Source organism: Rhodococcus sp. HM1 (assembly GCF_023218075.1).
Taxonomy (GTDB): Bacteria; Actinomycetota; Actinomycetes; order Mycobacteriales; family Mycobacteriaceae; genus Rhodococcus.
Genome location: NZ_JALPTB010000004.1, coordinates 25,250 through 48,183 on the forward strand (window position 1 = coordinate 25,250; position 22,934 = coordinate 48,183).

Consider the following 22,934-nt stretch of genomic DNA (forward strand, 5'->3'; position numbering starts at 1 on the left):
ACCGGGCGGCGATCGTCAGACGCCGGTCACCACGACCTCGTCGAGGGCGGGCGGCCGGGTGGCGCGGGCGTAGACGGTCTCCCCCGGACGCAGCCCCAGGGCCTGCGCGTCGCCGCGCGTGACCTGCGCGGTGAACGATTCGCCGGTGGCTTCGTTGTGCAGCTCCACCCGCACCTCGAATCCGAGGTGCACGACCCGTTCGACAGTCGCGCGGGTGATCCCCAGCGACTCGGCGGTGCCCTCGCTCCGAGCCTCGGCGAGTTCCGGGGTGCGACCGAGCCGGATGTCGTGCGGCCGCACCAGCTGCCCGTTGAGCTTGGAGACGCTGCCGAGGAACGACATCACGAAGTCGTTGTCGGGGCGATCGTAGAGATCCTCGGGCGTCCCGACCTGCTCGATCCGGCCACGGTTGAGGACCGCGATCCGGTCGGCGATGTCGAGCGCTTCCTCCTGGTCGTGGGTGACCAGCACGGTCGTCACGTGCACCTCGTCGTGCAGCCGGCGCAGCCAGGTGCGCAGATCGGCGCGGACCTTCGCGTCCAGCGCGCCGAACGGCTCGTCGAGCAGCAGCACCTGCGGGTCGACGGCGAGCGCGCGGGCCAGGGCCATACGCTGACGCTGACCACCGGACAGCTGCGCCGGGTAGCGCTGCTGGAATCCGTCGAGCCCGACGATTTCGAGCAGCTCCCCCACCTTCTTGTCGATCTCGGCCTTCGGGCGCTTGCGGATCTTCAGGCCGAACGCGACGTTCTCCCGCACGGTCATGTGCTTGAACGCGGCGTAGTGCTGGAACACGAACCCGATGTCGCGCTTCTGCGGCGTCACGTCGGTGACGTCCTTGCCCGCGATGTGCACGGTGCCGGAGTCGAGGGTCTCGAGACCCGCGATCGACCGCAGCAACGTCGACTTGCCGGAGCCGGACGGGCCGAGCAGCGCGGTCAGCGAACCGGAGGGAATCTCGATGTCGACGTTGTCGAGCGCCGCGAAATCCCCGTAGTTCTTGCGGGCCCCGGTGACGGTGATCATTTGTCGGCACTCCTCTTGCGGTCGAGCAGGGTCATCAGCAGCAGCACGAGCACGGCGATGGCCATGAGCAGGGTCGCGGCACTGTAGGCACCGAAGGTGTTGTGGTCATCGATGTACCGGGCGTGCACCAGCAGCGTCAACGTCTGGGAGACACCGGGGAACCCGGACGACACCATGATGACCGCACCGAATTCGCCGAGTGCGCGGGCGACGGTGAGCACGATGCCGTAGGTCAGGCCCCAGCGGATGGCCGGCAGCGTGATCCGCCAGAACGTCTGCCACGCGTTCGCACCGAGGGTGGCGGCGGCCTGTTCCTGTTCCTCGCCGATCTCGTGCAGGACCGGTTCGACCTCCCGCACCACGAACGGCAACGTCACGAAGATCGTGGCGATCACCATGCCGGGCAGGCCGAAGATCACCTTGAGTCCGAGGGACTCGAGGCCGCCGAACCAGCCGCCGGCGCCCCACAACATGATCAGGGCGACACCGACCACGATCGGTGACACCGCGAACGGCAGGTCCACGACCGACTGCAGCAGACCGCGACCCGGGAAGCGGCCGCGCACGAGCGCGAGCGCGACGACGATGCCGAAGACGACGTTGAGCGGCACCACGATCGCGACGATGAGCAGCGACAGGTTCAGTGCCGAGATCGCGGCCGGCGTGCTGATCGACTCGACGAACGCCATGATGCCGTTCTCGAACGTGCGGTACAGGATGACGCCGATCGGCACGAGCAACAGGAAGAAGAGGTAACCCAGCGCGACGGTGCGCAGGGAGATCCGGGTGAACGCGGAGAGTTTCACGCGTCGTTCTCCTCTCGGCGCCGGCCGCGGTTCGCGACGACCCGCAGCACGAACAGCGCGACGAACGCGATGAACAGCAGAGCGACCGACACGGCGGCGGCGTTGACCGGCCGGTCGATCTCGATCTGCTGCTGGATGTACTGCGACGCCATCTGCGTCTTGTACGGGATGTTGCCGCCGATGAGCACGATCGAGCCGTATTCGCCGATGGCGCGGGCGAATGCGAGACCGGCACCGCCGAGGATGGCGGGCCCGAGGGTCGGCAGGACGACGGAACGGAAGATGGTGAAGTTGTCGGCACCGAGCGACGCCGCCGCCTCCTCGACCTCCCGATCGGTTTCGAGCAGCACCGGTTGCACGGCCCGGACCACGAACGGCAGCGTCACGAACGCGAGCGCGATGATCAGACCGGGCTGGGTTGCGTTCAGGTGCAGGCCGATCGGGCTCATCGGCCCGTACAGCGACAGCAGCACGATGCTGGCGACGATCGTGGGCAGCGCGAACGGCAGGTCGATCAGCGCGTTGACGACCTTCTTGCCCGGGAACTCGTCGCGCACCAGCACCCAGGCGATGAGGGTTCCCATCACCGCGTTGATCAACGCGACGATCACCGACACGACGACGGTGATCCGCAGCGTGGCCAGCGCGGCCGGGGCGGTGAGAGCGTCGACGAAGCCGGACAGCCCGTCGGCGAACGCGTGGGTGGTCAGTGCCGCGAGCGGCAGCAGGACGATGATGCTCAGCCACAGGGTGGCGACGCCGACGCCGAGTGGGCCGACCGTTCCGGTGAAGGCGAACAGCGGCTTCCGGCGGCGCGCCACCGGGGCGGGAGCTGCTGCTCCCGCCCCGGGGCGTGTCTCGGTGGTACTCACGGAACGGGCCTACTTCGTGGCGTTGTCGTAGATCACGGCGATCGAGCCGGTGCCCTGCTTGAACAGGTCGGCGTCGACGGCAGACCAGCCGCCGAGGTCTGCGATGGTCCACAGCTTCTGCGGCTGCGGGAAGTCGGCCGCAAACTCCTCGGCGACGGCCGGGTCGACCGGACGGAATCCGGCCTGCGCCCACAGGCGCTGCGCCTCGGTGGTGTACAGGTAGTCGTTGAACGCCTGGGCCTTGTCCGCGTTCGGGGAGTTCGTCAGCACCGCGGCCGGGTTCTCGATCTTGAACGTGACCGGCGGGGTGACGTGCTCGACGGGGTCCCCGTTGCGTTCGGCGAACAGGGCCTCGTTCTCGTAGCTGAGCAGAACGTCACCGGAGCCCTGCAGGAACGCCTCGGTCGCTTCGCGGCCGGACTTCGGCTGGATCTTGACGTGCTCGGTCACGAGCTGGTTGACGAAGTCCAGGCCGGCCTGGGGGTTGGCCCCGCCCTCGCTCTTCGCGGCGTACGGCGCGAGCAGGTTCCACTTGGCCGATCCCGAGCTGAACGGATTGGGGGTCACGACCTCGAGACCCGGCTGGAGCAGGTCGTCCCAGTCCTGGATGTTCTTCGGGTTGCCCTCGCGGACCACGATCGTCACGACGGAGCCGAAGGGAATGCCGTTGTAGGCACCGGTGTTCCAGTCCGCGTCGACGAGACCCGCGTCGACGAGGCGGGTGATGTCGGGTTCGACGGAGAAGTTGACGAAGTCGGCGGCCGCACCGTCCTTGACCTTGCGCGACTGGTCGCCGGAGGCGCCGTAGGACTGCTGGAAGGCAACGCCCTCGCCCTCTTCGGTGGCGTTGAATGCGGGGATGATCAGGTCGAAGCCGGGCTTCGGGACCGCGTAGGCGTACAGGTTGACGGTGCCGCCGGAGCCGTCCGCCACGCTGTCCTCACCGACGGTGTCGCTCGCGCCGCCCGCGCAAGCGGACAGCGCGGTCGCGGTGGCTGCCGCGAGGGCCGCGAACACGAGGGCAGAACGTTTCTTCATGGAACAGGGGCCTTCCTACAGGAGCGGTGTACGGAGGTGGTGACCCGCAGAAATCGGCACCGGAAGGCTCCGTGCGCACTGCCCGAGGCGTCCGGCGGATACCGGGGATCGGCACACGGAAGATCGATCGAGATTGCCCGGAAGCCGGTGCGGCAATGCCGCGGGTCGGGAAGGATCGATCAGCGACAACAGCTGACGTCGGCAACCGACAAGCTGCCGACAGCGATCAGCGCCAGCTCGTGGCGCACGCGGGGCAGTGTGGTTACGGACACGCCGGAGACTCTAGCAGAGCCGCCGATCATGCCCGACCGCGCGGTCAGCGGGTGAGAAACCAGGCGACGACGACGATGGCGAGCAGCGCGATCAGCGCCAGGGTCACGCGTGAGCGCGGCATGTCAGCGGTCCTTCGTCGTCGGTTCGGTCGTGGCGGGGACGGGCACATCGTGTTCGCGGCGTCCGACGGCCGCGAACACCCCTGCGAGAACGCGGTCGAGCAGCCAGGCCGCGCCGGCGCACAGCGGCACCATCACGAGCAGTACCAGTGCGGCCTGCGGCACGAAGGACAGTCCGGCGAGCCACAGCTCGAATCCGTCCCACCACGATGCCACCCGGTCCACGCACCCACCTTAGACGGCGGGTCCACGACCACCGAATCGTCGGCCGTTCCCCGTGCAGGCGGAGCGCGCCGGACCGAGAATTGGGTGATGGGAGCCACGATCGACTTCGACGACCCCGATCCCGACGACCGGCCGCCGCCGATACTCCACCGGAGCCCGTATCCGCCGATCGACGACTACGCGTTCCTGTCGGACTGCGAGACGACCTGCCTGGTCGCCCGCAACGGCGCCGTCGAGTGGATGTGCCTGCCCCGGCCGGATTCGCCGAGCGTGTTCGGTTCGATTCTCGACCGCAGCGCGGGGCATTTCCGGATCGGCCCGCACGGACACACCGTGCCCGCCGCGCGCCGCTACCTTCCCGGTGGGCTGATTCTCGAGACCACCTGGCAGACCGAGACCGGCTGGATCGTGGTGCGCGACGCGCTGGTGATGGGTCCGTGGCACGCGGTCGACGACCGGTCGCGCACGCATCGCCGGACGCCGCCGGACTGGGATGCCGAGCACGTGTTGCTGCGCACGATCCGCTGCGTGAGCGGCACCGTGGAGTTCGAGATGAGCTGCGAGCCTGCGTTCGACTACAACCGGGAGTCCACGGTGTGGGAGTACACCGGCAAGGTGTACGAGGAGGCGACCGCGCGCTGCCGCCCGGAAACGGCCGGTTCGCATCCGGAACTTCGCCTGACGACCGATATGCGTCTGGGTCTCGAAGGACGTGAGGCGCGCGCTCGCACCCGGATGTACAAGGGTGACAGTGTGTTCGTGGCCCTGTCGTGGTCCGACCACCCGGCTCCGAAGACGTTCGCGGAGGCTGCCGCGAAAATGGCTGCCACCGCAGACTTCTGGCGCGAGTGGATCACCACGGGCCGATTCCCTGATCATCCGTGGCGCAGCTATCTGCAGCGCAGTGCGCTGACGTTGAAGGGCCTGACCTACGCGCCGACCGGGGCGCTGCTCGCGGCGTCGACCACCTCGCTGCCGGAAACTCCCGGCGGTGAACGCAACTGGGACTACCGCTACGCGTGGGTGCGTGATTCGACGTTCGCTCTGTGGGGCCTGTACACGCTGGGACTCGACCGGGAGGCCGACGACTTCTTCTCGTTCATCTCCGACGCGAGTCGTGACCAGCACGGCGTTCCCCGTCCGCTCCAGGTGATGTACGGGGTCGGCGGGGAACGTACCCTCGAGGAATCCGAACTCAACCATATGTGCGGCTACGACGAGGCCAGGCCGGTGCGGATCGGCAACGGCGCCTATCACCAGTCGCAGCACGACATCTGGGGCACCATGCTCGATTCGGTCTACCTCCACGTCAAATCCCGTGAGCACGTGCCCGATTCGCTGTGGCCGTTGCTGAAACTCCAGGTCGAGGAGGCGCTGAAACACTGGCGGGAACCCGACCGCGGAATCTGGGAGGTCCGCGGCGAACCCCAGCACTTCGTCTCGTCGAAGGTGATGTGCTGGGTCGCCCTCGACCGCGGCGCGAAACTCGCTGCGATGCAGGGTGAGAAGAGCTACGCGATGCAGTGGCAGAAGATGGCCGACGAGATCAAGGCCGATGTCCTCGCGCACGGCGTCGACGAACGCGGGGTGTTCACCCAGCGGTACGGGCATCCGTCTCTGGATGCGTCGGCGCTGCTGATTCCACTGCTACGGTTCCTGCCCGCCGACGATCCGCGGGTCCGCGCGACGGTGCTCGCCATCGCCGACGAACTCACCGAACACGGCCTGGTGCTGCGCTACCGGGTCGAGACCACCGACGACGGTCTTGCCGGCGAGGAGGGCACCTTCACGATCTGTTCGTTCTGGCTGGTGTCGGCACTGGTCGAGATCGGCGAGGTGGAGCGGGCCCGCGCGCTGTGCGAGCGGTTGCTCGGCTTCGCCAGCCCGCTCGAGCTCTATGCCGAGGAGATCGATCCGCACACCGGCCGTCACCTGGGCAATTTCCCGCAGGCGTTCACCCACCTGGCGCAGATCAACGCGGTGGTGCACGTCATCCGCGCGGAGGAGCAGATCCAGACCGGCGCGTTCCACCCCGCCCATCTCCACCCGTCCTGATCTCAGACGCCGGCGATCGCCTCGAGCTGCGGCCGGATCGTGTCGAGCGCGTAGCCGATGGACAGCGACGAGGGCGTGTTGAACGCGGCGACGGTCGGGTAGTCGACGACGGCGAACTGTCCCTGCCCGACCACATACTGGGACAGCACTCCGGTCCGGCCCGCGAGCCCCGGCAGTGCGGCCTCCGCGATCTCGGCCTCACGATCGGAGATGATCTTCTCCGCGTCGTCGCTGCGCCCGAGGATCTCGCCGAGCACGCGGACCTGCTCGTCCCAGCGGTCGACACCGGTGTCGCCGAGCGGCGCGACCGTCGGCGCGACGGCGGACAGCGTGTCGAAATCCGTCTCGGGATCGACGAGCCACGATCCGAGTACGAGATCGGGTTGCAGCGAAGCGATCTGCTCGGCGGTGAAGGCTACCTTACATAGCGCTTACATAGCGCGGATGCGGTTATTGCTTGCCGAACCGGGCGAGCAGCGCCTCCGCCTGCGTCGCGATATCCCGGACGACGTCCCCGGCCGGCCTCTGCTCCCGAACGAGACCGGCCGCCTCTCCCGCGTACACGACCCCGACGTTTGGATCGTCGGCGACGTACGCGTCGGCGAGGGTCTGCTCGTCCACGCCGCGACCGTGCCAGTTCGCGGTGAAGTCGTTGGTGAGCGCACGCCCGCCCCACCGCTCCGGCCACGGCATGTGCCGCGCCTTGTCGAAGATGTCGGTGTAGACGGTGTCGCCACTGCCGGCGTCGACCAACTTCTGCCGGGCATAGGCCGGCCCGACGGTCTCCGGGCTCGCCAGCAGGGCCGTACCGACGTACGCTCCCTCGGCGCCGGCCGCGAGCACCGCCGCCAGACCGCGGCCCGATGCGATCCCGCCCGCCGCGAGCACCGGCAGCGACGTCGACTCGAGAACCTCCTGCAGCAGCGGCAGCGTGCCGACCCGGCCGGTGTGTCCGCCCGCCTCGTGGCCCTGCGCGACGACCGCGTCGACTCCCGCCGCCTCGACGACCCGCAGATCGTCGATCGAGTTGATCTGCGAGATGGCCAGTGCCCCTGCGTCGTGCACGCGTTGCACGTAGGGCGCGGGATCGCCGAACGACAGCGACACCACCCGCGGCCGCAGGTCGAGCACCGTACCGAGGAGCGTGGCGTCGTCGGCCAGGGCCCAGGTCATCAGGCCGAACCCGAGCAGTCCCCCACCGATCTCCCGTGCCGTCTGTGCCTCGGCCTCGAGCCACTCGGCGGTGTGGAAGCGGGCCGCGCCGATCAGGCCGATGCCGCCGGCGCGGGTGACCGCCCCGGCGAGGGCCCCACCGGCCCGCCCCACCATCGGCGCCCCGACGAGCGGAACGGTGATTCCCAGTTCACGGGTGAGCCAGGTGTCGAGCACGGCGGGATCCTTCCGGTGGAGTGGCGCCTACTTCTTGGGCTTGTCGGACGAAGCCTCCGACGACAGCGCCGCGACGAACGCTTCCTGCGGCACGTCGACGCGACCGATCGTCTTCATGCGCTTCTTGCCTTCCTTCTGCTTCTCGAGCAGCTTGCGCTTACGGCTGATGTCGCCGCCGTAGCACTTGGCGAGCACGTCCTTGCGGATGGCGCGGATGTTCTCGCGCGCGATGATCTTCGATCCGATCGCGGCCTGCACCGGCACCTCGAACTGCTGGCGCGGGATGAGCTCCTTGAGCTTCGTGGTCATCTTGTTGCCGTATGCGGCCGCGGCGTCCTTGTGCACGATCGCGCTGAACGCGTCGACAGCCTCGCCCTGCAGCAGGATGTCGACCTTCACCAGCGCGGCCTGCTGCTCGCCGGCCTCCTCGTAGTCGAGGCTCGCGTAGCCGCGGGTCCGGGACTTGAGCGAGTCGAAGAAGTCGAAGATGATCTCGGCCATCGGCAGCGTGTAGCGCAGCTCGACGCGGGTCTCGGACAGGTAGTCCATGCCGCCGAGCTCGCCGCGGCGGCTCTGGCACAGCTCCATGATCGAGCCGATGAACTCGCTCGGCGCGATGATCGTGCATTTGACGATCGGCTCGTAGATCTCGCGGGCCTTGCCCTCGGGCCAGTAGGACGGGTTGGTGACGATGTGTTCCTGGCCGCCCTCGAGGACGACGCGGTACACGACGTTCGGTGCCGTCGAGATCAGGTCGAGGCCGAACTCGCGCTCGAGCCGTTCGCGGGTGATCTCCATGTGCAGCAGGCCGAGGAAGCCGCAGCGGAAGCCGAAGCCGAGCGCGACGGAGGTCTCCGGCTCGTAGGTCAGCGCCGCGTCGTTGAGCTGCAGCTTGTCGAGGGCATCGCGCAGGTCCGGGTAGTCGGAGCCGTCCACCGGGTACAGACCCGAGTAGACCATCGGGCGCGGCTCGCGGTAGCCGGTGAGCGGTTCGGTCGCGCCGTTGCGCGCGGTCGTCACGGTGTCGCCGACCTTCGACTGGCGCACGTCCTTCACGCCGGTGATGAGGTAGCCCACCTCGCCGACGCCGAGACCGGCCGTCGCCTTCGGTTCGGGCGAGACGATGCCGACCTCCAGCAGTTCGTGGGTCGCACCGGTCGACATCATCTTGATCTTCTCGCGCGGCACGATCTTGCCGTCGACGACACGGACGTACGTGACGACACCGCGGTAGGTGTCGTACACCGAGTCGAAGATCATGGCGCGGGCCGGTGCGTCCGGGTCACCGACGGGCGGCGGGACCTGCCGGATCACCTCGTCGAGCAGTTCCGCCACACCCACACCGGTCTTGCCGGACACGCGCAGCACGTCGTCGGGTTCGCAGCCGATGATGTTGGCGATCTCCGCGGCGTAGCGGTCGGGATCGGCGGCGGGCAGGTCGATCTTGTTGAGGACCGGGATGATCGTCAGGTCCTTGTCGAGCGCGAGGTAGAGGTTCGCGAGGGTCTGTGCCTCGATGCCCTGCGCCGCGTCGACGAGCAGCACCGCGCCCTCACAGGCTTCGAGCGCGCGGGACACCTCGTAGGTGAAGTCGACGTGCCCGGGCGTGTCGATCAGGTGCATGACGTACTCTTCGTCGCCGACCTTCCAGGGCAGCCGCACGTTCTGCGCCTTGATGGTGATGCCGCGTTCGCGCTCGATGTCCATCCGGTCGAGGTACTGCGCGCGCATCGCACGTTCCTCGACGACACCGGTGAGCTGCAGCATCCGGTCGGCGAGGGTGGATTTGCCGTGGTCGATGTGCGCGATGATGCAGAAGTTCCGGATCTTCGACGGATCCGTGAACGTCTTTTCCGCAAAGTTGCTGCTCAAGCCTTGTTCCCTCGTCTCACTCGCACACCGACACCGACCGGGTCGTCGCGACCGGTCCCGTTCTCGTCCCGCTACAGGATCGCATCAGCCACGATCCGCGCCTTCCCATCATCCCCCGGACCCCGCCCGGCAGGCACATCCAGGGTCGCGGCGGGGTCCGCCCGAGACTCTGCTCGGTACTTCGCTCAGGACGCAGACGGCTTCGGGGCGTCCCGTTTGCCGTGGCGGTTGATGCGCACGCGCAGATCGTCGAGCCCGACCTCGGTGCCGTCCTCGCTGCGGATCTGCACCCGGACCGGCGCGCTCGTGGCGTCCTCGACGAGCTGCAGCGGTCCGCCGTCGTCGTGCAGATACTTGTCGCCCCACTGCATGAGCGCGAGCACCGCGGGCAGCAGATCACGGCCCATGTCGGTGAGCACGTATTCGTAGCGCGTGCGCTGCCCCGGTTCCCGGTACGGGCTCTTGGCGAGCAATCCGGCTTCGACGAGTTCCTTCAGCCGCGCCGAGGCGACGGCCTCGGTGATGCCCACCCGCTGCGCGAAGTCGTCGAACCGGGTGGTGCCGTAGTACGCCTCCCGCAGCAGCAGCATCGCGGATCGCGTTCCGACGATCCGCATGGCGCGGCTGATCGAGCAGTGCTCACCGGTTTCCCACGCCGACCGGTCCGCGAGGGGTCCTTCGAGCTTCATCGCCATGCCCTCAGAATACTGACTTTTGGCCGCTATAGTCAGATCCGTCGTTGCTGGGTATGGTTTTGCATAGCTAGATGGTTGCAGTCAGCAGACCGAGCGTCCGGGATCCGACCCGGCGCTCACGAACGAGAAGGACTCCGATGAGAGACGCAGTGATCGTCGAGGCCGTCCGCACTCCCCTGGGCCGGGGCCGGGAAACCGGTGCGCTGCACGACGTCCACCCAGTGGATCTGATGGCCCACAGCCTCCGCGCCGTCGTCGACCGCAGTGGCGTCGACCCGAACCTGATCGACGACGTGATCGGCGGCGTCGTCAGCACCGTCGGCGAGCAGGGCGCCAACGTCACCCGGCGCGCGGCACTCGCCGCCGGGTATCCGGAATCGGTGCCGGCCACCACCGTCGACCGGCAGTGCGGCAGCAGCCAACAGGCGTTGCACTTCGCGGCACAGGGAGTGATCGCCGGCGCATACGACATCGCCGTTGCGGCCGGGGTCGAGTCGATGAGCCGGGTGCCGATGGGATCGAGCATGCTCGGGACGACCGATCCGAGCGGCGTCGCGTTCGCCGAATGCTACCCCGACGGCCTGGTGCCCCAGGGCATCAGCGCCGAGCTGATCGCCGCGCGCTGGGGCATCTCCCGCACGCAGATGGACGAGTTCGCGCTCGGCAGCCACGCGAGGGCGGCGACCGCCACGAAGAACGGGCTGTTCGACGCGGAGATCAGCCCCGTCGGCGAGGTTCGCACCGACGAAGGCATCCGCGTCGGCAGCACCCTGGAAACCCTGGCCGGGTTGCGTCCCGCCTACTTCGACGAGGCGATGGCGCGCAGGTTCCCGCAGATCGAGTGGAACGTGACGGCCGCCAACGCCAGTCAGGTCACCGACGGCAGCGCGGCGCTGCTGGTCACCACGAGCGAGCGGGCCGCACAGCTCGGGCTGACGCCGCTCGCCCGGGTGCACAGCGTCGCGGTCGCCGGGGACGATCCGCTGCTGATGCTGACCGCCGTCGTTCCCGCCACCCGCAAGGTGCTGGCGCGCGCCGGACTGACCCTCGACGACATCGACCTGTTCGAGGTCAACGAGGCGTTCGCGTCGGTGGTGCTCGCCTGGGCGCAGGAGACCGGCGCAGACCTGAACAAGGTGAACGTCCACGGCGGTGCCATCGCGCTCGGGCACCCGCTCGGGGCCAGCGGCGCCCGCCTGACGACCACGCTGATTCACGCACTGCATGAGCGCGGCGGCCGCTTCGGACTCCAGACGATGTGCGAGGCAGGCGGATTGGCGAACGCCACCGTCATCGAACGGCTCTGACCCACCGAAGGAACGAATCATGAACATCCAAGGACGCACCGTGCTCGTCACGGGCGCAACCGGAGGGCTGGGCCGGGAGTTCGTCCGCCAGTTCCTCGCTCGCGGGGCTCACCGCGTGTACGCCGCAGCGCGGCGCGATCACGACTGGCACGACGAACGCGTCGTCCCGATCCACCTCGACGTCACCGACCCCGATTCGATCCGGGCGGCGGCCGCCGCGGCGACCGATGTGGATGTGGTCGTGAACAACGCCGGGATCACCGGTGCACCCTCGCTGCTCACCTCCCCGATCGACGAGATCCGGGCCACGTTCGAGACCAATGTCTTCGGGCCGCTCGAACTCGTCCGCGCCGTCGCGCCCACCCTGGCGCGGCGCGGCGGCGGCGCCGTGATCGACGTGCACTCGGTGCTGAGCTGGCTGGCGGCGCCCGGGGCGTACAGCCCGTCCAAGGCCGCGTTCTGGGGTCTGACGAACGCGCTGCGGCTCGAGTTGGCTGGACAGGGAACCCAGGTGGTCGGCGCTCATCTCGCCTACACCGACACCCCGATGATCGCGCACCTCGACGTCCCCAAGTCCGACCCCGCCGTCGTCGTCTCCCGCATCCTCGACGCTCTCGAGGACGGCGTGGACGAGGCGCTCGCCGACGAGGTGACGAGCGGGTTCAGGGCAGTGCTCTCGACCGCCACCACCGGCCGGGTCCCGACCCGCGCCTGACGAGCCGTCCCGCTCTGTCGATTCACCCCGAAACGACGGTTGGTGTACCGGTATTTCGATGCACCAACCGTCATGACGGGCACCTCTGTGTCAGGCGTCGACCTGCTCGTAGTGTTCGACGGTCGGGAACGGGTCGTAGAAGTGGTGCAGCAGCCGACGCCACTGCTGGTAGTCCGCCGATCCGCGGAATCCCTCGGTGTGGTCCTCGAGGGTGTCCCATTCGACGAGCAGCAGGTAGGCGTCGGGCCGTTCGATGCAGCGGGACAGGCTCAGCCGGCGGAACCCGGGCATCCGGGCGATGATCTGCCGGGCCTGAGCGAAGGCTGCTTCGAACTCGGTGGACATGCCCGGTTTCACCTGCAGCGGTGCGTGTTCGAGGATCACCTGCGCAGCGTAGTGCTCCCGACCGCGCCGGGCGTGTGCAACGACCGTCGGCCCGCTCCGGGCCCTACGCTCGAGGCCGTGTACAGCGACGACACCCCCGCCTTCGACCGCCTCCTCGCCGGCCTGCGCGCCCGCCGCGACCTCGCGGCCCACCGCGCCACCGACGCCGGTCTCGGGGAGCTTGCCGAGTTCGGCACCGTCGAGATCACCGTCGCCGAGCTCGACCAGCTCCTCGCCAAGATCGACGACCTCGACACCCAACTCATGACCCACGAATTCGTCGCCGGCCAACACCTCAAACAGACCCGAGTCACGGCCGCCATGATCGAGGACCTCGAGCAGGCCGTCGCCGGCCAGGACGGCCCCCTCGCCGACGCCATCATCGGCATCCTCGAGGCCCGTACGCGCCGTAAGGGCCGTTGACCTGCCGCCACGGACGTTGTCGCCTCGTCGCCGCTAAGCTCGGCGACCGTGGCTGGTACGTGGAAGAAACTGGGCAAGCAACTGGGCAAGCTGGCGGTCGAGCAGGGTCCTCGGCTGCTCGAGCAACTGCAGCGATCCGGTGCCTTGGACAAGGCCCGCATCGTGGCCGAGGGCAGAGCACGCACCGCCCTCGGCGGCTCGACGCAGACCCGTCGGCCCGCCCCCACACCCGGCCGGCCGGTGACCTCGCGCAGCGCACCCACCGCGCACCGGGCGCGGCGCATCGACTATGCGCCCGACCTCGACGGTCGCGCCGATCCCGGTGAGATCGTGTGGACGTGGGTCGCCTACGAGGAGGACGCGAGCCAGGGCAAGGACCGGCCCGTTCTCGTCGTCGGCCGCAACGGCTCGACGCTCCTCGGCCTGATGCTCTCGTCGAACAGCGACCGCGACGGGCACCGCGACTGGCTCGCGCTGGGACCGGGCGCCTGGGACGCCGAGAACCGGCCGAGCTGGGTTCGGCTCGACCGGGTTCTCGATGTCCCCGAGGAAGGCATCCGGCGCGAAGGCGCGATCCTGGACCGCAAGCGGTTCGACGCGGTCGCCACCCGCCTGCGCTCCGACTTCGGCTGGCAGTGAAGCCGGAGCGCAGCGAGACAGCGGTCGCGCGTTACGCGCGCAGGCCGCGGGTGTTGCCGAACAGCAGCCGGTAGACCAGCGCGCCCAGCGCACCGCCGATCAGCGGGAACACGATGAACACCCACAACTGGCCGAGCGCACCGACCTGGTAGGGCGCGACCGCGAGGCTGCGCGCCGGGTTGACCGAGGTGTTGTCGATCGGGATCGCGATCAGGTGGATCACCGCGAGGGTGAAACCGATCGCGACACCGGCCATGAGCACGTCCGACACCTGATCGGTGGCCGAGAGCACCACGAACACCAGCAGCGCGGTGAGCAGCACCTCGATCAGGATCGTGGCGCCGAGGCCGTAACCCTCCTCCAGCACCCCACCGAGCGGGCCGGTGATCGCCGACGGACTGTGCGCACCCCAGCCGTTGGCACCGAGACCGTCCACGGTCCGGTCGTAGGACGGAAGCGACTGCGCGATCGTGTAGATCACCACACCGGCGAGCAGACCGCCGATGAACTGCGCGACCCAGTAGCCGACGGCACGCGCCGCGGTGATGTGGCCGACGATCAACTGGCCGACGGTGACTGCGGGATTGACGTGGCAGCCCGAGATCGGGCCGATCGTGTAGACGAGGAACAGCAGCGTGAGGCCGAATGCCAGCGCGACACCGAGATTGCCGACCTTCGCCCCGGCGAACACCGCCGTGCCGACGGCGGAGAACACCAGCACGAACGTGCCGATCCCTTCCGCCACGAACTTCTTGACATCCGAGAACGGTTCCGTCTCGACGTATTCCTGGGCTGTCTCGTGTTGGGACGTCATGGGACCACCTAGAGGTTCGCGGCCCCGTGGGGCCGATCCGAGTCGGTTCGACTTCCCCCTGCGTCCGGCACATTACGCAAGCCGGGTGACCTCGACAACAACCTCGTGCGCCGTGGCGCCACCGCCGGTGTAGATGCCCTTGAGCGGCGGCACGTCCGCGTAATCCCGTCCTACCCCGACCGAAACATGCTGTTCACCGATGAACGACAGGTTGGTCGGGTCGTAACCCCACCACGCCCCGGTCCACGCCTCGATCCACGCGTGGGACTCTCCTGCGGCGGTCACCCCGATCTCGGCGTCGACCTGCGGATGCAGGTATCCCGACACGTACCGCGCGGGAATGTCCATGGCGCGCAGCAACAACAGCGTCAGGTGCGCATAGTCCTGGCACACGCCGCTGCGGTCCGCGTACGCCTCGACGGCCGAGGTGTGTACCCCGGTCGAGCCCGGCACGTAGTTCATCTCCTCGTGCACCCACCGCGCGGCGGCGAACACCGCCGAGACCGGGTCGAGTCCGCGGGCCAGGCCGCGCGCGACCTTGGCGAGGTTCTTGTCCGCGGGCACGAACACCGTCGGCACCAGCAGTTCGTCGAACCGGTCGCGGATCGGTTCCGAACGCAGTTCGTCCCAATCGACCACGGTGTCGGGCGGTCCCGACACCGTGGTTTCGACGACGGACAGGCCGGTGACGTCGAGCGAGGTGTGCGGGGCGTGCAGGTCGAAGGCGGTGACCCCGCTGCCCCAGTAGTCGGTGTAGCGGTAGGCCCGTGTCGCCGGCGTGGTGTCGACGCGGGACAAGATCACCGTCTGCCGGCCGTCCGACCGCGGCGTGAGACGAGCCTCGTTGTAGGACGAGGTCACCGGCCCGTCGTAGCCGTATCCCGTGGTGTGCACCACGCGCATCCGCCAGCTCACAGTTCTCCTTCCACCGGCACGCGGTCGAGTTCCACGGCCCTCGCATCGATCCACGCCACCCACGGGGCGGAGTGGAAGAACTGACGCGCAATCGCGTCACCGACCTGCCGGCACATGTCCTGCAGCATCAGCAGACGCTCGGCGAGTTCCTCCACGAGCACCCCCGGCTCGAGGAATTCGAGTTCGCTGCGGGCCCGCCCGAGCAGGCGCTGCGCCGCGTTCCCGGCTCCGAGCCGGTTGTCGGAGGAGTCGAGTTCGGCCAGGCAGCGTTCGGCCTCCTGGATCGCGCTGAACACCGAGCGCGGGAACAGCCGGTCGAGCAGCATGAACTCGACGATGCGGCCCGCGTCGAGCGCCCCCCGATAGGTGCGCAGGTAGGTGTCGTGCCCGCCCGCCGAACGCAGCACCGTCGCCCAGGTCGGGGAGGTCGGACGGTCGCCGGCCCGCGACAGCAGCAGGCGCACGGTCATGTCGACGCGTTCGATGGACCGGCCCAGCAGCAGGAATCGGTAGCCGTCGTCGCGGCACAGGGTGCTGTCGGCCAGGCCCGCGAACATCGCGGCACGTTCTTCGATGTAGCGGAAGAACTCGTGCGGGCCGAGGCGTTTCGACGCGCGTTCACGTTCGGCGAGACCGTTGTAGGTGGTGTTGAGACACTGCCACATCTCCGTGGACGTGACCTCACGGGCGCCGCGGGCGTTTTCCCGGGCGGCGGCGATCGTCGACGCGATCGACGTGCCGCCGTCGCGCCCGAACGCCACGAGGTCGACGACGGACTGCACGTCCAGGGCACCGGCAGGCTCGTCGAACCCGAGAACACGCAGCAACCGGCGGCACGTCTTGTCGGGATCGACCGTCGAGTCCTCGAGAAGCTGGTGGACCGCGACGTCCATGATCCGGGCCGTGTCGTCGGCCCGCTCGACGTAGCGGCCGATCCAGAACAGCGATTCCGCGTTGCGCGCCAGCATCACTGCCCCCTCCCGTTCTGCTGTTGCTGCTGTTGTTGTTGCTGCTGGGTGTCGCTCAGTTCCGGCCCGCGATCGACGGATCCGACCTGCAACGGTTCCGCGACGACCCGGTCGCCGCCGAGTTCGCTCTCCTCGCCCGAGCTGCGGGGCGCGAGCACCCACGTGTCCTTGCTGCCGCCGCCCTGGCTGGAGTTGACCACCAGCGACCCTTCGGGCAAGGCGACCCGGGTCAGGCCGCCCGGCAGAACCCACACGTCCTCACCGTCGTTGACCGCGAAGGGCCGCAGATCCACGTGCCGCGGCGCGAGCGCCTCGCCTGCCCGGGTGGGGACGGTCGACAGCTGCACGACGGGCTGCGCGATCCAGCTGCGCGGGTCGGCCCGGATCTTGCGGGCCATGGTCTTCAGTTCCGCGGCGGAGGCATCGGGGCCGAACACGATGCCGTATCCGCCGGAGCCCTCGACCGGTTTGATCACCAGTTCGTCGATGCGGTCGAGGACCTCCTCACGTTCCTCGTCCAGCCAGCACCGCAGGGTGTCGACGTTCGGGAGCAGCGGTTTCTCGCCGAGGTAGTAGTCGATGATGTCCGGCACATAGGTGTAGACCAGCTTGTCGTCGCCGACGCCGTTGCCGACAGCGCTCGAGATGACGACGTTGCCCGCGCGGGCGGCATTGAGGATGCCGGCGACACCGAGCACCGAGTCGGGCCGGAACTGCATCGGGTCGAGGAAGTCGTCGTCGATGCGGCGGTAGACGACGTCGACCTGCTGCTCACCTTCGGTGGTGCGCATGTAAACGATGTTGTCGCGGCAGAACAGGTCGCGGCCTTCGACGAGTTCGACGCCCATCTGCCGGGCGAGGAGGGAGTGTTCGAAGTAGGCGGAGTTCGCGACACCGGGGGTGAGCACCACGACGGTGGGGTCGGCGGCGTTGGGGGCCGCGGCGGCACGCAGTGCGCGCAGCAGGCGCAGTGCGTACTCGCCGACGGGCCGGACCCTGTGTTCGAGAAACAGGTCGGGAGCGACCCGGGCCATCGCGCGACGGTTCTCCATGACGTAGGACACGCCCGACGGGGACCGCAGGTTGTCCTCGAGGACCCGGAAGGTTCCGGTCTCGTCGCGGATGAGGTCGATCCCGGCGACGTGGATGCGCACCCCGTTCGGCGGCACGATGCCGGCCGCTTCGCGGTGGAAGTGCTCACACGAGGTCACCAGCCGTTTGGGCACGATGCGGTCGCGGAGGATGTGCTGCTCGCCGTACACGTCGTGGAGGAACATCTCGAGCGCCCGCACCCGCTGGGTGACGCCTCGCTCGATCTTGGTCCATTCGGCGGCGGCGATCACCCGCGGCACGAGGTCGAGCGGGAACGGTCGTTCCTGCCCGGACAGGGAGAAGGTCACGCCTTGGTCGGTGAACGCCCGGCCGAGCGCCTCGGTGCGGGCGGTGAGGTCCTCCGGTCCCTTCGCTTCGAGGATCTTCGCGAGGCGCCGGTACGGGGCTCGCACGCGGCCGTCCGCGTCGAACATCTCGTCGTACGCCGCTCCGGCGGCGGCCGCGTCCGGGTAGCCGTCGAAGACGTCGGTGGTCGTCGATCGACGTCGTTTCCCGGTTCTGGCAGCGTCGAGGGTGGAGTTGCGGCGGCTCATGTCCGAAATGTTCGTACACGTCCGGCCCGGGTGCGGAATCGGAAACAAACTTGTCACGCCTGCGAAACATTTGGAACGGGAACGAAATATTCGGGCCTCGAACGCGACCGCTTTTTGGCATTGCGGCGGCCCGCTGGTATCGTCGTACGTCGGTGCGCATTGGTGCACCCAGAGCTTTCCGACCAGCTACCCAGCAAAACGACAGGATTTTACGCGTGGCCAACATCAAGTCCCAGGTGAAGCGGATCCGCACCAACGAGCGCAACCGACTCCGCAACCAGTCGGTCAAGTCCTCGCTGCGCACGGCGATCCGTTCGTTCCGCGAGGCCGCGGCCGCCGGCGACAAGGACAAGGCCGTCGAACTCCTCGTCTCCACCAGCCGCAAGCTCGACAAGGCCGCCAGCAAGGGTGTCATCCACCCGAACCAGGCCGCCAACAAGAAGTCGGCTCTGGCGAAGGTTGCCAACCAGCTCTGAGGTAGAACGCAAGCTCTGGCTCCGACAAGACCGCCCTCCTCGTGAGGGCGGTCTTTCGTCGTCCGGACCCCGGACCCCGGACCGGGAGCGGTGATCAGCGGCCGGCCAGGGCGGCGATCCGCCGGACCGCTCGCTCGACCGCGTAGTCGGCGTCGGCGGCGATGCCCTTGACCTCACCGTTGAGGGCCGCCACGATCGCCAGTCCGGACGCGACCGAGTCCGGATTCCACGCGCGGGCCTGCGCCTGCGCCTTCTTCACCTTCCACGGCGGCATACCCAGATCCGACGCCATCTTGAACGGATCACCGCGCCCGGCGGACCCGACCCGCGCGATGGTGTGCACCGCGTCGGCCAGCGCGTCGGCCAGCAGCACGTGCGCGACACCGCGGTGCATCGCCCAGCGCAACGCCTCGAGCGCGCCGGCCGTGTCCCCCGCGACGGCCTTCTCGGCCACCTCGAACCCGGTGACCTCCGCCTTGCCGGAGTAGTACCGATTCACCGCGGTCACATCGACCTTCCCGCCGGTGTCCGCGCACAACTGGCTGCACGCGGCGGCGAGCTCCCGCAGATCCGAGCCCACCGCGTCGATCACCATCTGCACGACGTCGGGCGCCACGCGCACCCCGGCGGCCCGGAACTCGGCGCGCACGAAGTCGACACGTTCGCTCGCCTTGGTGACCTTCGCGCATTCGTGGACCTCGGCGCCGCACTTCTGCAGCGACCCCACCATCGCCTTGGCCCGGCCGCCGCCGCTGTGCAGGATCACCAGCGTGACGCCCTCGGGTGGCGCGGCCGCCGCGTCGAGGATCAACGCGACCGCGTCCTTGCCGGCCTCGGCGGCGGCTTCGAGCACCACCACGCGGTCCTCGGCGAACAGCGACGGACTCAGCAGTTCCGCGAGTTCGGCGGCACCGGCATCGCCCGCACGCAGCCGGGACACCGGCAACTGGGCGCCCGCGCCGCTGGTTTCGCGTACTCCGGCGACGATCCCGGCGACCGCGCGTTCGACGAGCAGTTCTTCGTCGCCCAGGACCAGGTGCAGTTGCGTCGCGCTCACGGACCGATCGTGCCACGGTGGTCGGACACGACGGCAAGGGCCCCGGACCCGGCCCGTACCACCGCGATGTCCCCCAGCGCGCCGGTGGTCAGTACGCGTGTGCCCAGTTCCTGCAGACTCGACAGAATCTCCGGGTGCGGGTGCCCGAACGGGTTGTCGCGTCCGGCCCCGACCAACGCGACGCGGGGACGCACCTCCGCAAGGAACCGCGACGACGACGTCCGCGAACCGTGATGCGGAACCTTGAGCACGTCGGCCCGCACCTCGGCGCCCGAGCGGAGGAGTGCCTCCTGCGCACCCGCTTCGGCATCGCCGGTCAGCAGCACCGACCCGATCGGGGTGTCGGCCCGCGCGACCAGCGACCGGTCGTTCTCCTCACCACCGCCCGGGCCGTCGCCGAGCACCCGGAGGGTGATCGTCCCGATCGTGAACACCTCCCCCCGATGGATTTCCCGGGTCTGCACCGAGAACCGCCGCGCGGTCGCGACCAGGTCGGCACCGCCGGGGCGCGAGGTCGCGCCCGGACCCGTGACGACGACCGCCACCGACCGATCCGCGAGCACACCGTCGAGACCGCCGACGTGATCGGCATGCAGATGGGTGATCATCAGCATCGGGATGCGAGTCACCCGCAGCCGGCGCAGGCACCTGTCCACGGCCGTCGCGTCCGGTCCGGTGTCCACGACGATCGCGCCGCCGTCGCCGGTGGACAGCACGAAACTGTCACCCTGTCCCACATCGCACGCGACGAGCACCCACCCCGTCCCGGGCCAGCCCGGCCGGCCGATCCACACCGGCACACACACGGCCGCCGCGGCCAGTGCCGCGACCGCGACGATCCTCCTCAGCCGGCGGTGCCGTGCCACCACCCAACCGCACACGATGGCCGCAACGACGGTCACGGCACCGGCCGCACCCGCCGGCACCGTCAGTTCGGCGGTGGGCAACGCGGCCGCGCGGTCGGCCACTTCGAGCAGCCACCACAACATCGGGGCGGCGCCGCGCGCGAGCAGTTCCGCCCCCGGCGACCACACCGCGCCGCACAGGACGACCAGGGACCCGAGCACGGTGAGCGGCGGAAGCACCGGCGCCACCAGCACATTCGCGACGACCGCCACCACGCTCACCGAGCCGGACAGGGCCGCGACGATCGGGGCGGTGACGACGAACGCCGCCGCGGACACCGCACACACCTCTGCGAGGGCCCGCGGGATGCCGCGGGCCCGCATGCGCGTCACCCATCCCGGCGCCACCGCGATCAGTCCGGCCGTCGCGACGACCGACAGCGCGAAACCGGCGTCGGCTGCGAGCTCCGGTGCGACGATCAGCAACATCCCGATGGACGCGGCGAGCGCCGGCATCGCCTGCCTGCGTCGTCCCACCACCAGTGCGAGCAGCGCGACCGATCCCATCGCGGCGGCGCGCAGCACACTCGGTGACGGCCGTACCACGACGACGAACGCGACGAGTGCCAGGGCGGCGAGGACGGTACCCGTGCGCGGTCCGATTCCGAGTGCCCGCACGAGCAGCAGCACCGCGCCGAGCACGATGCTCACGTTCGCCCCGGACACCGCGGTCAGATGGGTCAGACCCGCGACCCGGAACTCCTCGCGCACGTCGTCCGGCAGGTTCGAGGTGTCCCCGACGATCAGTCCCGGCAGCAGCCCGGCGGCATCGGGTGACAGCACGGCCTGCGCCGCGGACGCGAGCCCTTCCCGGACGGTCGCGGCCCACCGCTGATGCAGCGGCGGCGGCGCGACCGCGCGCGGTGGTCCCTGGGCCCGCAGCAGCGCGGCCACGAGTCCCGGCCCGTCCGCGACGGCGAGCGTGCCGCGCACCGTGATGCGTTGTCCCGGAACCAGTTCCGACCAGGTTTCGGCCGCCGCGAACAGCACGACCGAGCCGCCCGCCTCGACGCGCTCGCGTCCGATCTGTGCGGACCGCAACGACGCCGGGATACGCACCTGCGGCTCCCCGCCGAAAGCGTTCTGCCGCATCGATTTCGGATCGTCGTCGACCACCACCTCGGCGGTGATGCTCGCTCCGCGCGGCGCCGCGGTCGCGAGCGGATGCGTCTCGGCGGCTGCGGCACGCACCCCGACGGCGACGCCGTAGCCGGCGCCGATCAGCAACGCTGCCAGGAGCGGTCCCGCGACCACGCGGACCCGTCTCGATCCGCGTGCGCGGGCGAACGCGGCGACCCCGGCGAGCAGCACGGCGATCACGGTGCCGGCCAGGGCCGCCCGGCTACCCGCGTACAGACCGAGCAGCGTGACGGCCCATGCCGCGGCCGCGCACGGAACGAGCCGGGCATCGAGCCGCGTAGCGGTCCGGTCGCTGTTCACACCGTGACCAGCGTGCGCAGTCGCGCGAGCCGGGACGGGCCGATGCCGTCGACCTCGCCGAGTTGCTCGACATCCGTGAACGGCCCGTTCTCGTCGCGCCAGGCGATGATGGCCGCGGCGGTCACCGGACCCACCCCGGGCAACGCGTCGAGCAGCGCTTCGTCGGCGGTGTTCAGATTCACCGGTCCCGCCGCACCTCCCGATGCCGTGCCTCCCGATGCCGCGCCTCCCGGTGCCGAGGCCCGTGATCCCGCACCGGTTCCGACGCTCGACACGCTGCTCGCGGGAGGCGGCGGATCCGGCGGCGCGGCACCGACGACGATCTGGTCGCCGTCGGCGACGCGCTGCGCCAGATTGATGCCCGTAAGATCGGCGCCCGGCAACGCTCCCCCGGCGGCAGTCAGCGCATCCGCGACCCGCGTACCGGGCGCCAACGTCACGAGCCCCGGTGCGGCGACCAACCCGACGACGCTGACGACGAGTTCTTCGGGCTCGGCCGTGTCCGGCGCCGCTGCCGCGCCGCTCGGCGCGGAAACGAGCGGCTCGGACGCGGTCGACACCGAAGGAAGCGGTGGAACCGCTTGCGGCACAGGCTGATCACGCCACACAACGACGAACGCGACGAGTGCCGCGACGATGCCGACCACGCCGAGCGCCGCGGTCCCGCCGTTGCCCGTCTGCCAGCGTGCCGCGCGCAATCGGTCGATCAGCCGCAGCGGTTCCGACTCGCCGACCGGTGACTCTTCCCCATCGTCACCGGCAGCCCTGTAATCACCGTCGGCCCCGTAGTCACCGGCGGCACGGGCGATCGCGTCCAGCCGGGACCGGACCCGTTCCCCCTCGTCGCCGCTCCCCATGCCGCGACGGTAACCATC

Annotated in this window: 24 protein-coding genes; 6 read left to right on the forward strand and 18 right to left on the reverse strand. The window is 69.4% G+C overall.

The window, feature by feature from the left end:
• Positions 1–15: 15 nt before the first annotated feature.
• From M1M07_RS03405 to M1M07_RS03425, 6 genes are all read right to left on the reverse strand, one after another.
• Positions 16–1,026 carry a sulfate/molybdate ABC transporter ATP-binding protein gene (locus M1M07_RS03405; RefSeq protein ID WP_197252175.1) on the reverse strand — a complete coding sequence of 337 codons (1,011 nt, stop codon included), beginning with the start codon at positions 1,024–1,026 and terminating at the stop codon, positions 16–18.
• On the reverse strand, positions 1,023–1,832 hold the full coding sequence (cysW, locus tag M1M07_RS03410; protein WP_248673312.1) for a sulfate ABC transporter permease subunit CysW: 810 nt from the start codon (positions 1,830–1,832) through the stop codon (positions 1,023–1,025). Before cysW ends, M1M07_RS03405 begins: the two co-directional genes overlap by 4 nt.
• Positions 1,829–2,653: a sulfate ABC transporter permease subunit CysT gene (gene cysT, locus M1M07_RS03415; RefSeq protein ID WP_248673372.1), complete on the reverse strand. Its 825-nt coding sequence runs from the start codon at positions 2,651–2,653 to the stop codon at positions 1,829–1,831. Before cysT ends, cysW begins: the two co-directional genes overlap by 4 nt.
• A gap of 60 nt (positions 2,654–2,713) precedes the next feature.
• Positions 2,714–3,742: a sulfate ABC transporter substrate-binding protein gene (locus M1M07_RS03420; protein ID WP_197252178.1), complete on the reverse strand. Its 1,029-nt coding sequence runs from the start codon at positions 3,740–3,742 to the stop codon at positions 2,714–2,716.
• 179 nt (positions 3,743–3,921) lie between these two features.
• A complete protein-coding gene (locus tag M1M07_RS33175) occupies positions 3,922–4,014 on the reverse strand; it encodes an Ms4533A family Cys-rich leader peptide (RefSeq protein WP_368862555.1) in 93 nt (30 codons plus the stop codon).
• 123 nt (positions 4,015–4,137) lie between these two features.
• Entirely contained in the window at positions 4,138–4,359 is a 222-nt protein-coding gene (locus tag M1M07_RS03425; protein WP_197252179.1) for a hypothetical protein, read from the reverse strand.
• A gap of 87 nt (positions 4,360–4,446) precedes the next feature.
• Here M1M07_RS03425 and M1M07_RS03430 point away from each other — a divergent pair, with 87 nt between their 5' ends.
• Positions 4,447–6,414, forward strand: a complete 1,968-nt coding sequence (locus M1M07_RS03430) for a glycoside hydrolase family 15 protein (protein WP_197252180.1) — start codon at positions 4,447–4,449, stop codon at positions 6,412–6,414.
• A 2-nt stretch (positions 6,415–6,416) separates the two neighbouring features.
• Here M1M07_RS03430 and M1M07_RS03435 read toward each other — a convergent pair whose 3' ends face one another.
• The 4 genes from M1M07_RS03435 to M1M07_RS03450 form a co-directional block, all read right to left on the reverse strand.
• Complete coding sequence (locus M1M07_RS03435) at positions 6,417–6,812, reverse strand: ABC transporter substrate-binding protein (protein WP_197252216.1); 396 nt, start codon at positions 6,810–6,812, stop codon at positions 6,417–6,419.
• 52 nt (positions 6,813–6,864) lie between these two features.
• Positions 6,865–7,803: a nitronate monooxygenase gene (locus tag M1M07_RS03440; RefSeq protein WP_248673313.1), complete on the reverse strand. Its 939-nt coding sequence runs from the start codon at positions 7,801–7,803 to the stop codon at positions 6,865–6,867.
• A 27-nt stretch (positions 7,804–7,830) separates the two neighbouring features.
• A complete protein-coding gene (gene lepA / locus M1M07_RS03445) occupies positions 7,831–9,675 on the reverse strand; it encodes a translation elongation factor 4 (protein WP_197252181.1) in 1,845 nt (614 codons plus the stop codon).
• Positions 9,676–9,860: 185 nt separating this feature from the next.
• Positions 9,861–10,370, reverse strand: coding sequence for a helix-turn-helix domain-containing protein (locus M1M07_RS03450; RefSeq protein ID WP_197252182.1), 510 nt, complete (start codon positions 10,368–10,370; stop codon positions 9,861–9,863).
• A 137-nt stretch (positions 10,371–10,507) separates the two neighbouring features.
• Between M1M07_RS03450 and M1M07_RS03455 the strand changes: the two genes are divergently transcribed.
• Entirely contained in the window at positions 10,508–11,677 is a 1,170-nt protein-coding gene (locus M1M07_RS03455) for a thiolase family protein (protein WP_197252183.1), read from the forward strand.
• 19 nt (positions 11,678–11,696) lie between these two features.
• Entirely contained in the window at positions 11,697–12,392 is a 696-nt protein-coding gene (locus M1M07_RS03460) for an SDR family oxidoreductase (protein WP_197252184.1), read from the forward strand.
• Positions 12,393–12,482: 90 nt separating this feature from the next.
• Here M1M07_RS03460 and M1M07_RS03465 read toward each other — a convergent pair whose 3' ends face one another.
• A complete protein-coding gene (locus M1M07_RS03465; RefSeq protein WP_197252185.1) occupies positions 12,483–12,776 on the reverse strand; it encodes an antibiotic biosynthesis monooxygenase in 294 nt (97 codons plus the stop codon).
• Positions 12,777–12,854: 78 nt separating this feature from the next.
• Between M1M07_RS03465 and M1M07_RS03470 the strand changes: the two genes are divergently transcribed.
• Both M1M07_RS03470 and M1M07_RS03475 read left to right on the forward strand, forming a co-directional pair.
• A complete protein-coding gene (locus M1M07_RS03470; protein ID WP_197252186.1) occupies positions 12,855–13,199 on the forward strand; it encodes a hypothetical protein in 345 nt (114 codons plus the stop codon).
• A gap of 48 nt (positions 13,200–13,247) precedes the next feature.
• The gene (locus M1M07_RS03475; protein ID WP_197252187.1) at positions 13,248–13,838 is read left to right on the forward strand and encodes a type II toxin-antitoxin system PemK/MazF family toxin; all 591 of its coding nucleotides are present in this window, start codon (positions 13,248–13,250) and stop codon (positions 13,836–13,838) included.
• Between the two features lie 31 nt (positions 13,839–13,869).
• Here the strand turns inward: M1M07_RS03475 and M1M07_RS03480 are convergent, their stop codons facing one another.
• The 4 genes from M1M07_RS03480 to M1M07_RS03495 all read right to left on the reverse strand — a co-directional run bounded on the left by M1M07_RS03480 (position 13,870) and on the right by M1M07_RS03495 (position 18,061).
• Positions 13,870–14,652 carry an aquaporin gene (locus M1M07_RS03480; protein ID WP_197252188.1) on the reverse strand — a complete coding sequence of 261 codons (783 nt, stop codon included), beginning with the start codon at positions 14,650–14,652 and terminating at the stop codon, positions 13,870–13,872.
• 72 nt (positions 14,653–14,724) lie between these two features.
• Positions 14,725–15,555 (reverse strand): transglutaminase family protein, encoded by an 831-nt coding sequence (locus tag M1M07_RS03485; RefSeq protein WP_197252217.1) that lies wholly within the window; start codon positions 15,553–15,555, stop codon positions 14,725–14,727.
• Between the two features lie 8 nt (positions 15,556–15,563).
• Entirely contained in the window at positions 15,564–16,535 is a 972-nt protein-coding gene (locus tag M1M07_RS03490; protein WP_248673314.1) for an alpha-E domain-containing protein, read from the reverse strand.
• Positions 16,535–18,061 (reverse strand): circularly permuted type 2 ATP-grasp protein, encoded by a 1,527-nt coding sequence (locus tag M1M07_RS03495; RefSeq protein ID WP_231610515.1) that lies wholly within the window; start codon positions 18,059–18,061, stop codon positions 16,535–16,537. The genes M1M07_RS03490 and M1M07_RS03495 overlap by 1 nt, the downstream gene beginning before the upstream one ends.
• 335 nt (positions 18,062–18,396) lie before the next feature.
• On the opposite strand from M1M07_RS03495, the gene rpsT reads away from it, so the two are divergent.
• Positions 18,397–18,657 carry a 30S ribosomal protein S20 gene (gene rpsT, locus M1M07_RS03500; protein ID WP_197252190.1) on the forward strand — a complete coding sequence of 87 codons (261 nt, stop codon included), beginning with the start codon at positions 18,397–18,399 and terminating at the stop codon, positions 18,655–18,657.
• Positions 18,658–18,751: 94 nt separating this feature from the next.
• Here rpsT and holA read toward each other — a convergent pair whose 3' ends face one another.
• Genes holA through M1M07_RS03515 form a run of 3 tightly spaced genes read right to left on the reverse strand, consistent with a single transcriptional unit; the run spans position 18,752 to position 22,916 of the window.
• The gene (holA, locus tag M1M07_RS03505; RefSeq protein ID WP_197252191.1) at positions 18,752–19,714 is read right to left on the reverse strand and encodes a DNA polymerase III subunit delta; all 963 of its coding nucleotides are present in this window, start codon (positions 19,712–19,714) and stop codon (positions 18,752–18,754) included.
• Positions 19,711–22,059, reverse strand: coding sequence for a DNA internalization-related competence protein ComEC/Rec2 (locus tag M1M07_RS03510; RefSeq protein ID WP_248673315.1), 2,349 nt, complete (start codon positions 22,057–22,059; stop codon positions 19,711–19,713). Before M1M07_RS03510 ends, holA begins: the two co-directional genes overlap by 4 nt.
• On the reverse strand, positions 22,056–22,916 hold the full coding sequence (locus M1M07_RS03515; RefSeq protein ID WP_248673316.1) for a ComEA family DNA-binding protein: 861 nt from the start codon (positions 22,914–22,916) through the stop codon (positions 22,056–22,058). The genes M1M07_RS03510 and M1M07_RS03515 overlap by 4 nt, the downstream gene beginning before the upstream one ends.
• Positions 22,917–22,934 lie beyond the last annotated feature (18 nt).

What these genes read in the sequence shown, in the direction of transcription:
- M1M07_RS03490 (WP_248673314.1), bottom strand. Translation starts at nt 16,535, where the DNA reads ATGCTGGCGCGCAACGCGGAATCGCTGTTCTGGATCGGCCGCTACGTC.
- M1M07_RS03450 (WP_197252182.1), bottom strand. Translation starts at nt 10,370, where the DNA reads ATGGCGATGAAGCTCGAAGGACCCCTCGCGGACCGGTCGGCGTGGGAA.
- M1M07_RS03485 (WP_197252217.1), bottom strand. Translation starts at nt 15,555, where the DNA reads ATGCGCGTGGTGCACACCACGGGATACGGCTACGACGGGCCGGTGACC.
- M1M07_RS03455 (WP_197252183.1), top strand. Translation starts at nt 10,508, where the DNA reads ATGAGAGACGCAGTGATCGTCGAGGCCGTCCGCACTCCCCTGGGCCGG.
- M1M07_RS03460 (WP_197252184.1), top strand. Translation starts at nt 11,697, where the DNA reads ATGAACATCCAAGGACGCACCGTGCTCGTCACGGGCGCAACCGGAGGG.
- M1M07_RS03430 (WP_197252180.1), top strand. Translation starts at nt 4,447, where the DNA reads ATGGGAGCCACGATCGACTTCGACGACCCCGATCCCGACGACCGGCCG.
- M1M07_RS03515 (WP_248673316.1), bottom strand. Translation starts at nt 22,916, where the DNA reads ATGGGGAGCGGCGACGAGGGGGAACGGGTCCGGTCCCGGCTGGACGCG.
- M1M07_RS03480 (WP_197252188.1), bottom strand. Translation starts at nt 14,652, where the DNA reads ATGACGTCCCAACACGAGACAGCCCAGGAATACGTCGAGACGGAACCG.
- M1M07_RS03420 (WP_197252178.1), bottom strand. Translation starts at nt 3,742, where the DNA reads ATGAAGAAACGTTCTGCCCTCGTGTTCGCGGCCCTCGCGGCAGCCACC.
- M1M07_RS03405 (WP_197252175.1), bottom strand. Translation starts at nt 1,026, where the DNA reads ATGATCACCGTCACCGGGGCCCGCAAGAACTACGGGGATTTCGCGGCG.
- M1M07_RS03495 (WP_231610515.1), bottom strand. Translation starts at nt 18,061, where the DNA reads ATGTTCGACGCGGACGGCCGCGTGCGAGCCCCGTACCGGCGCCTCGCG.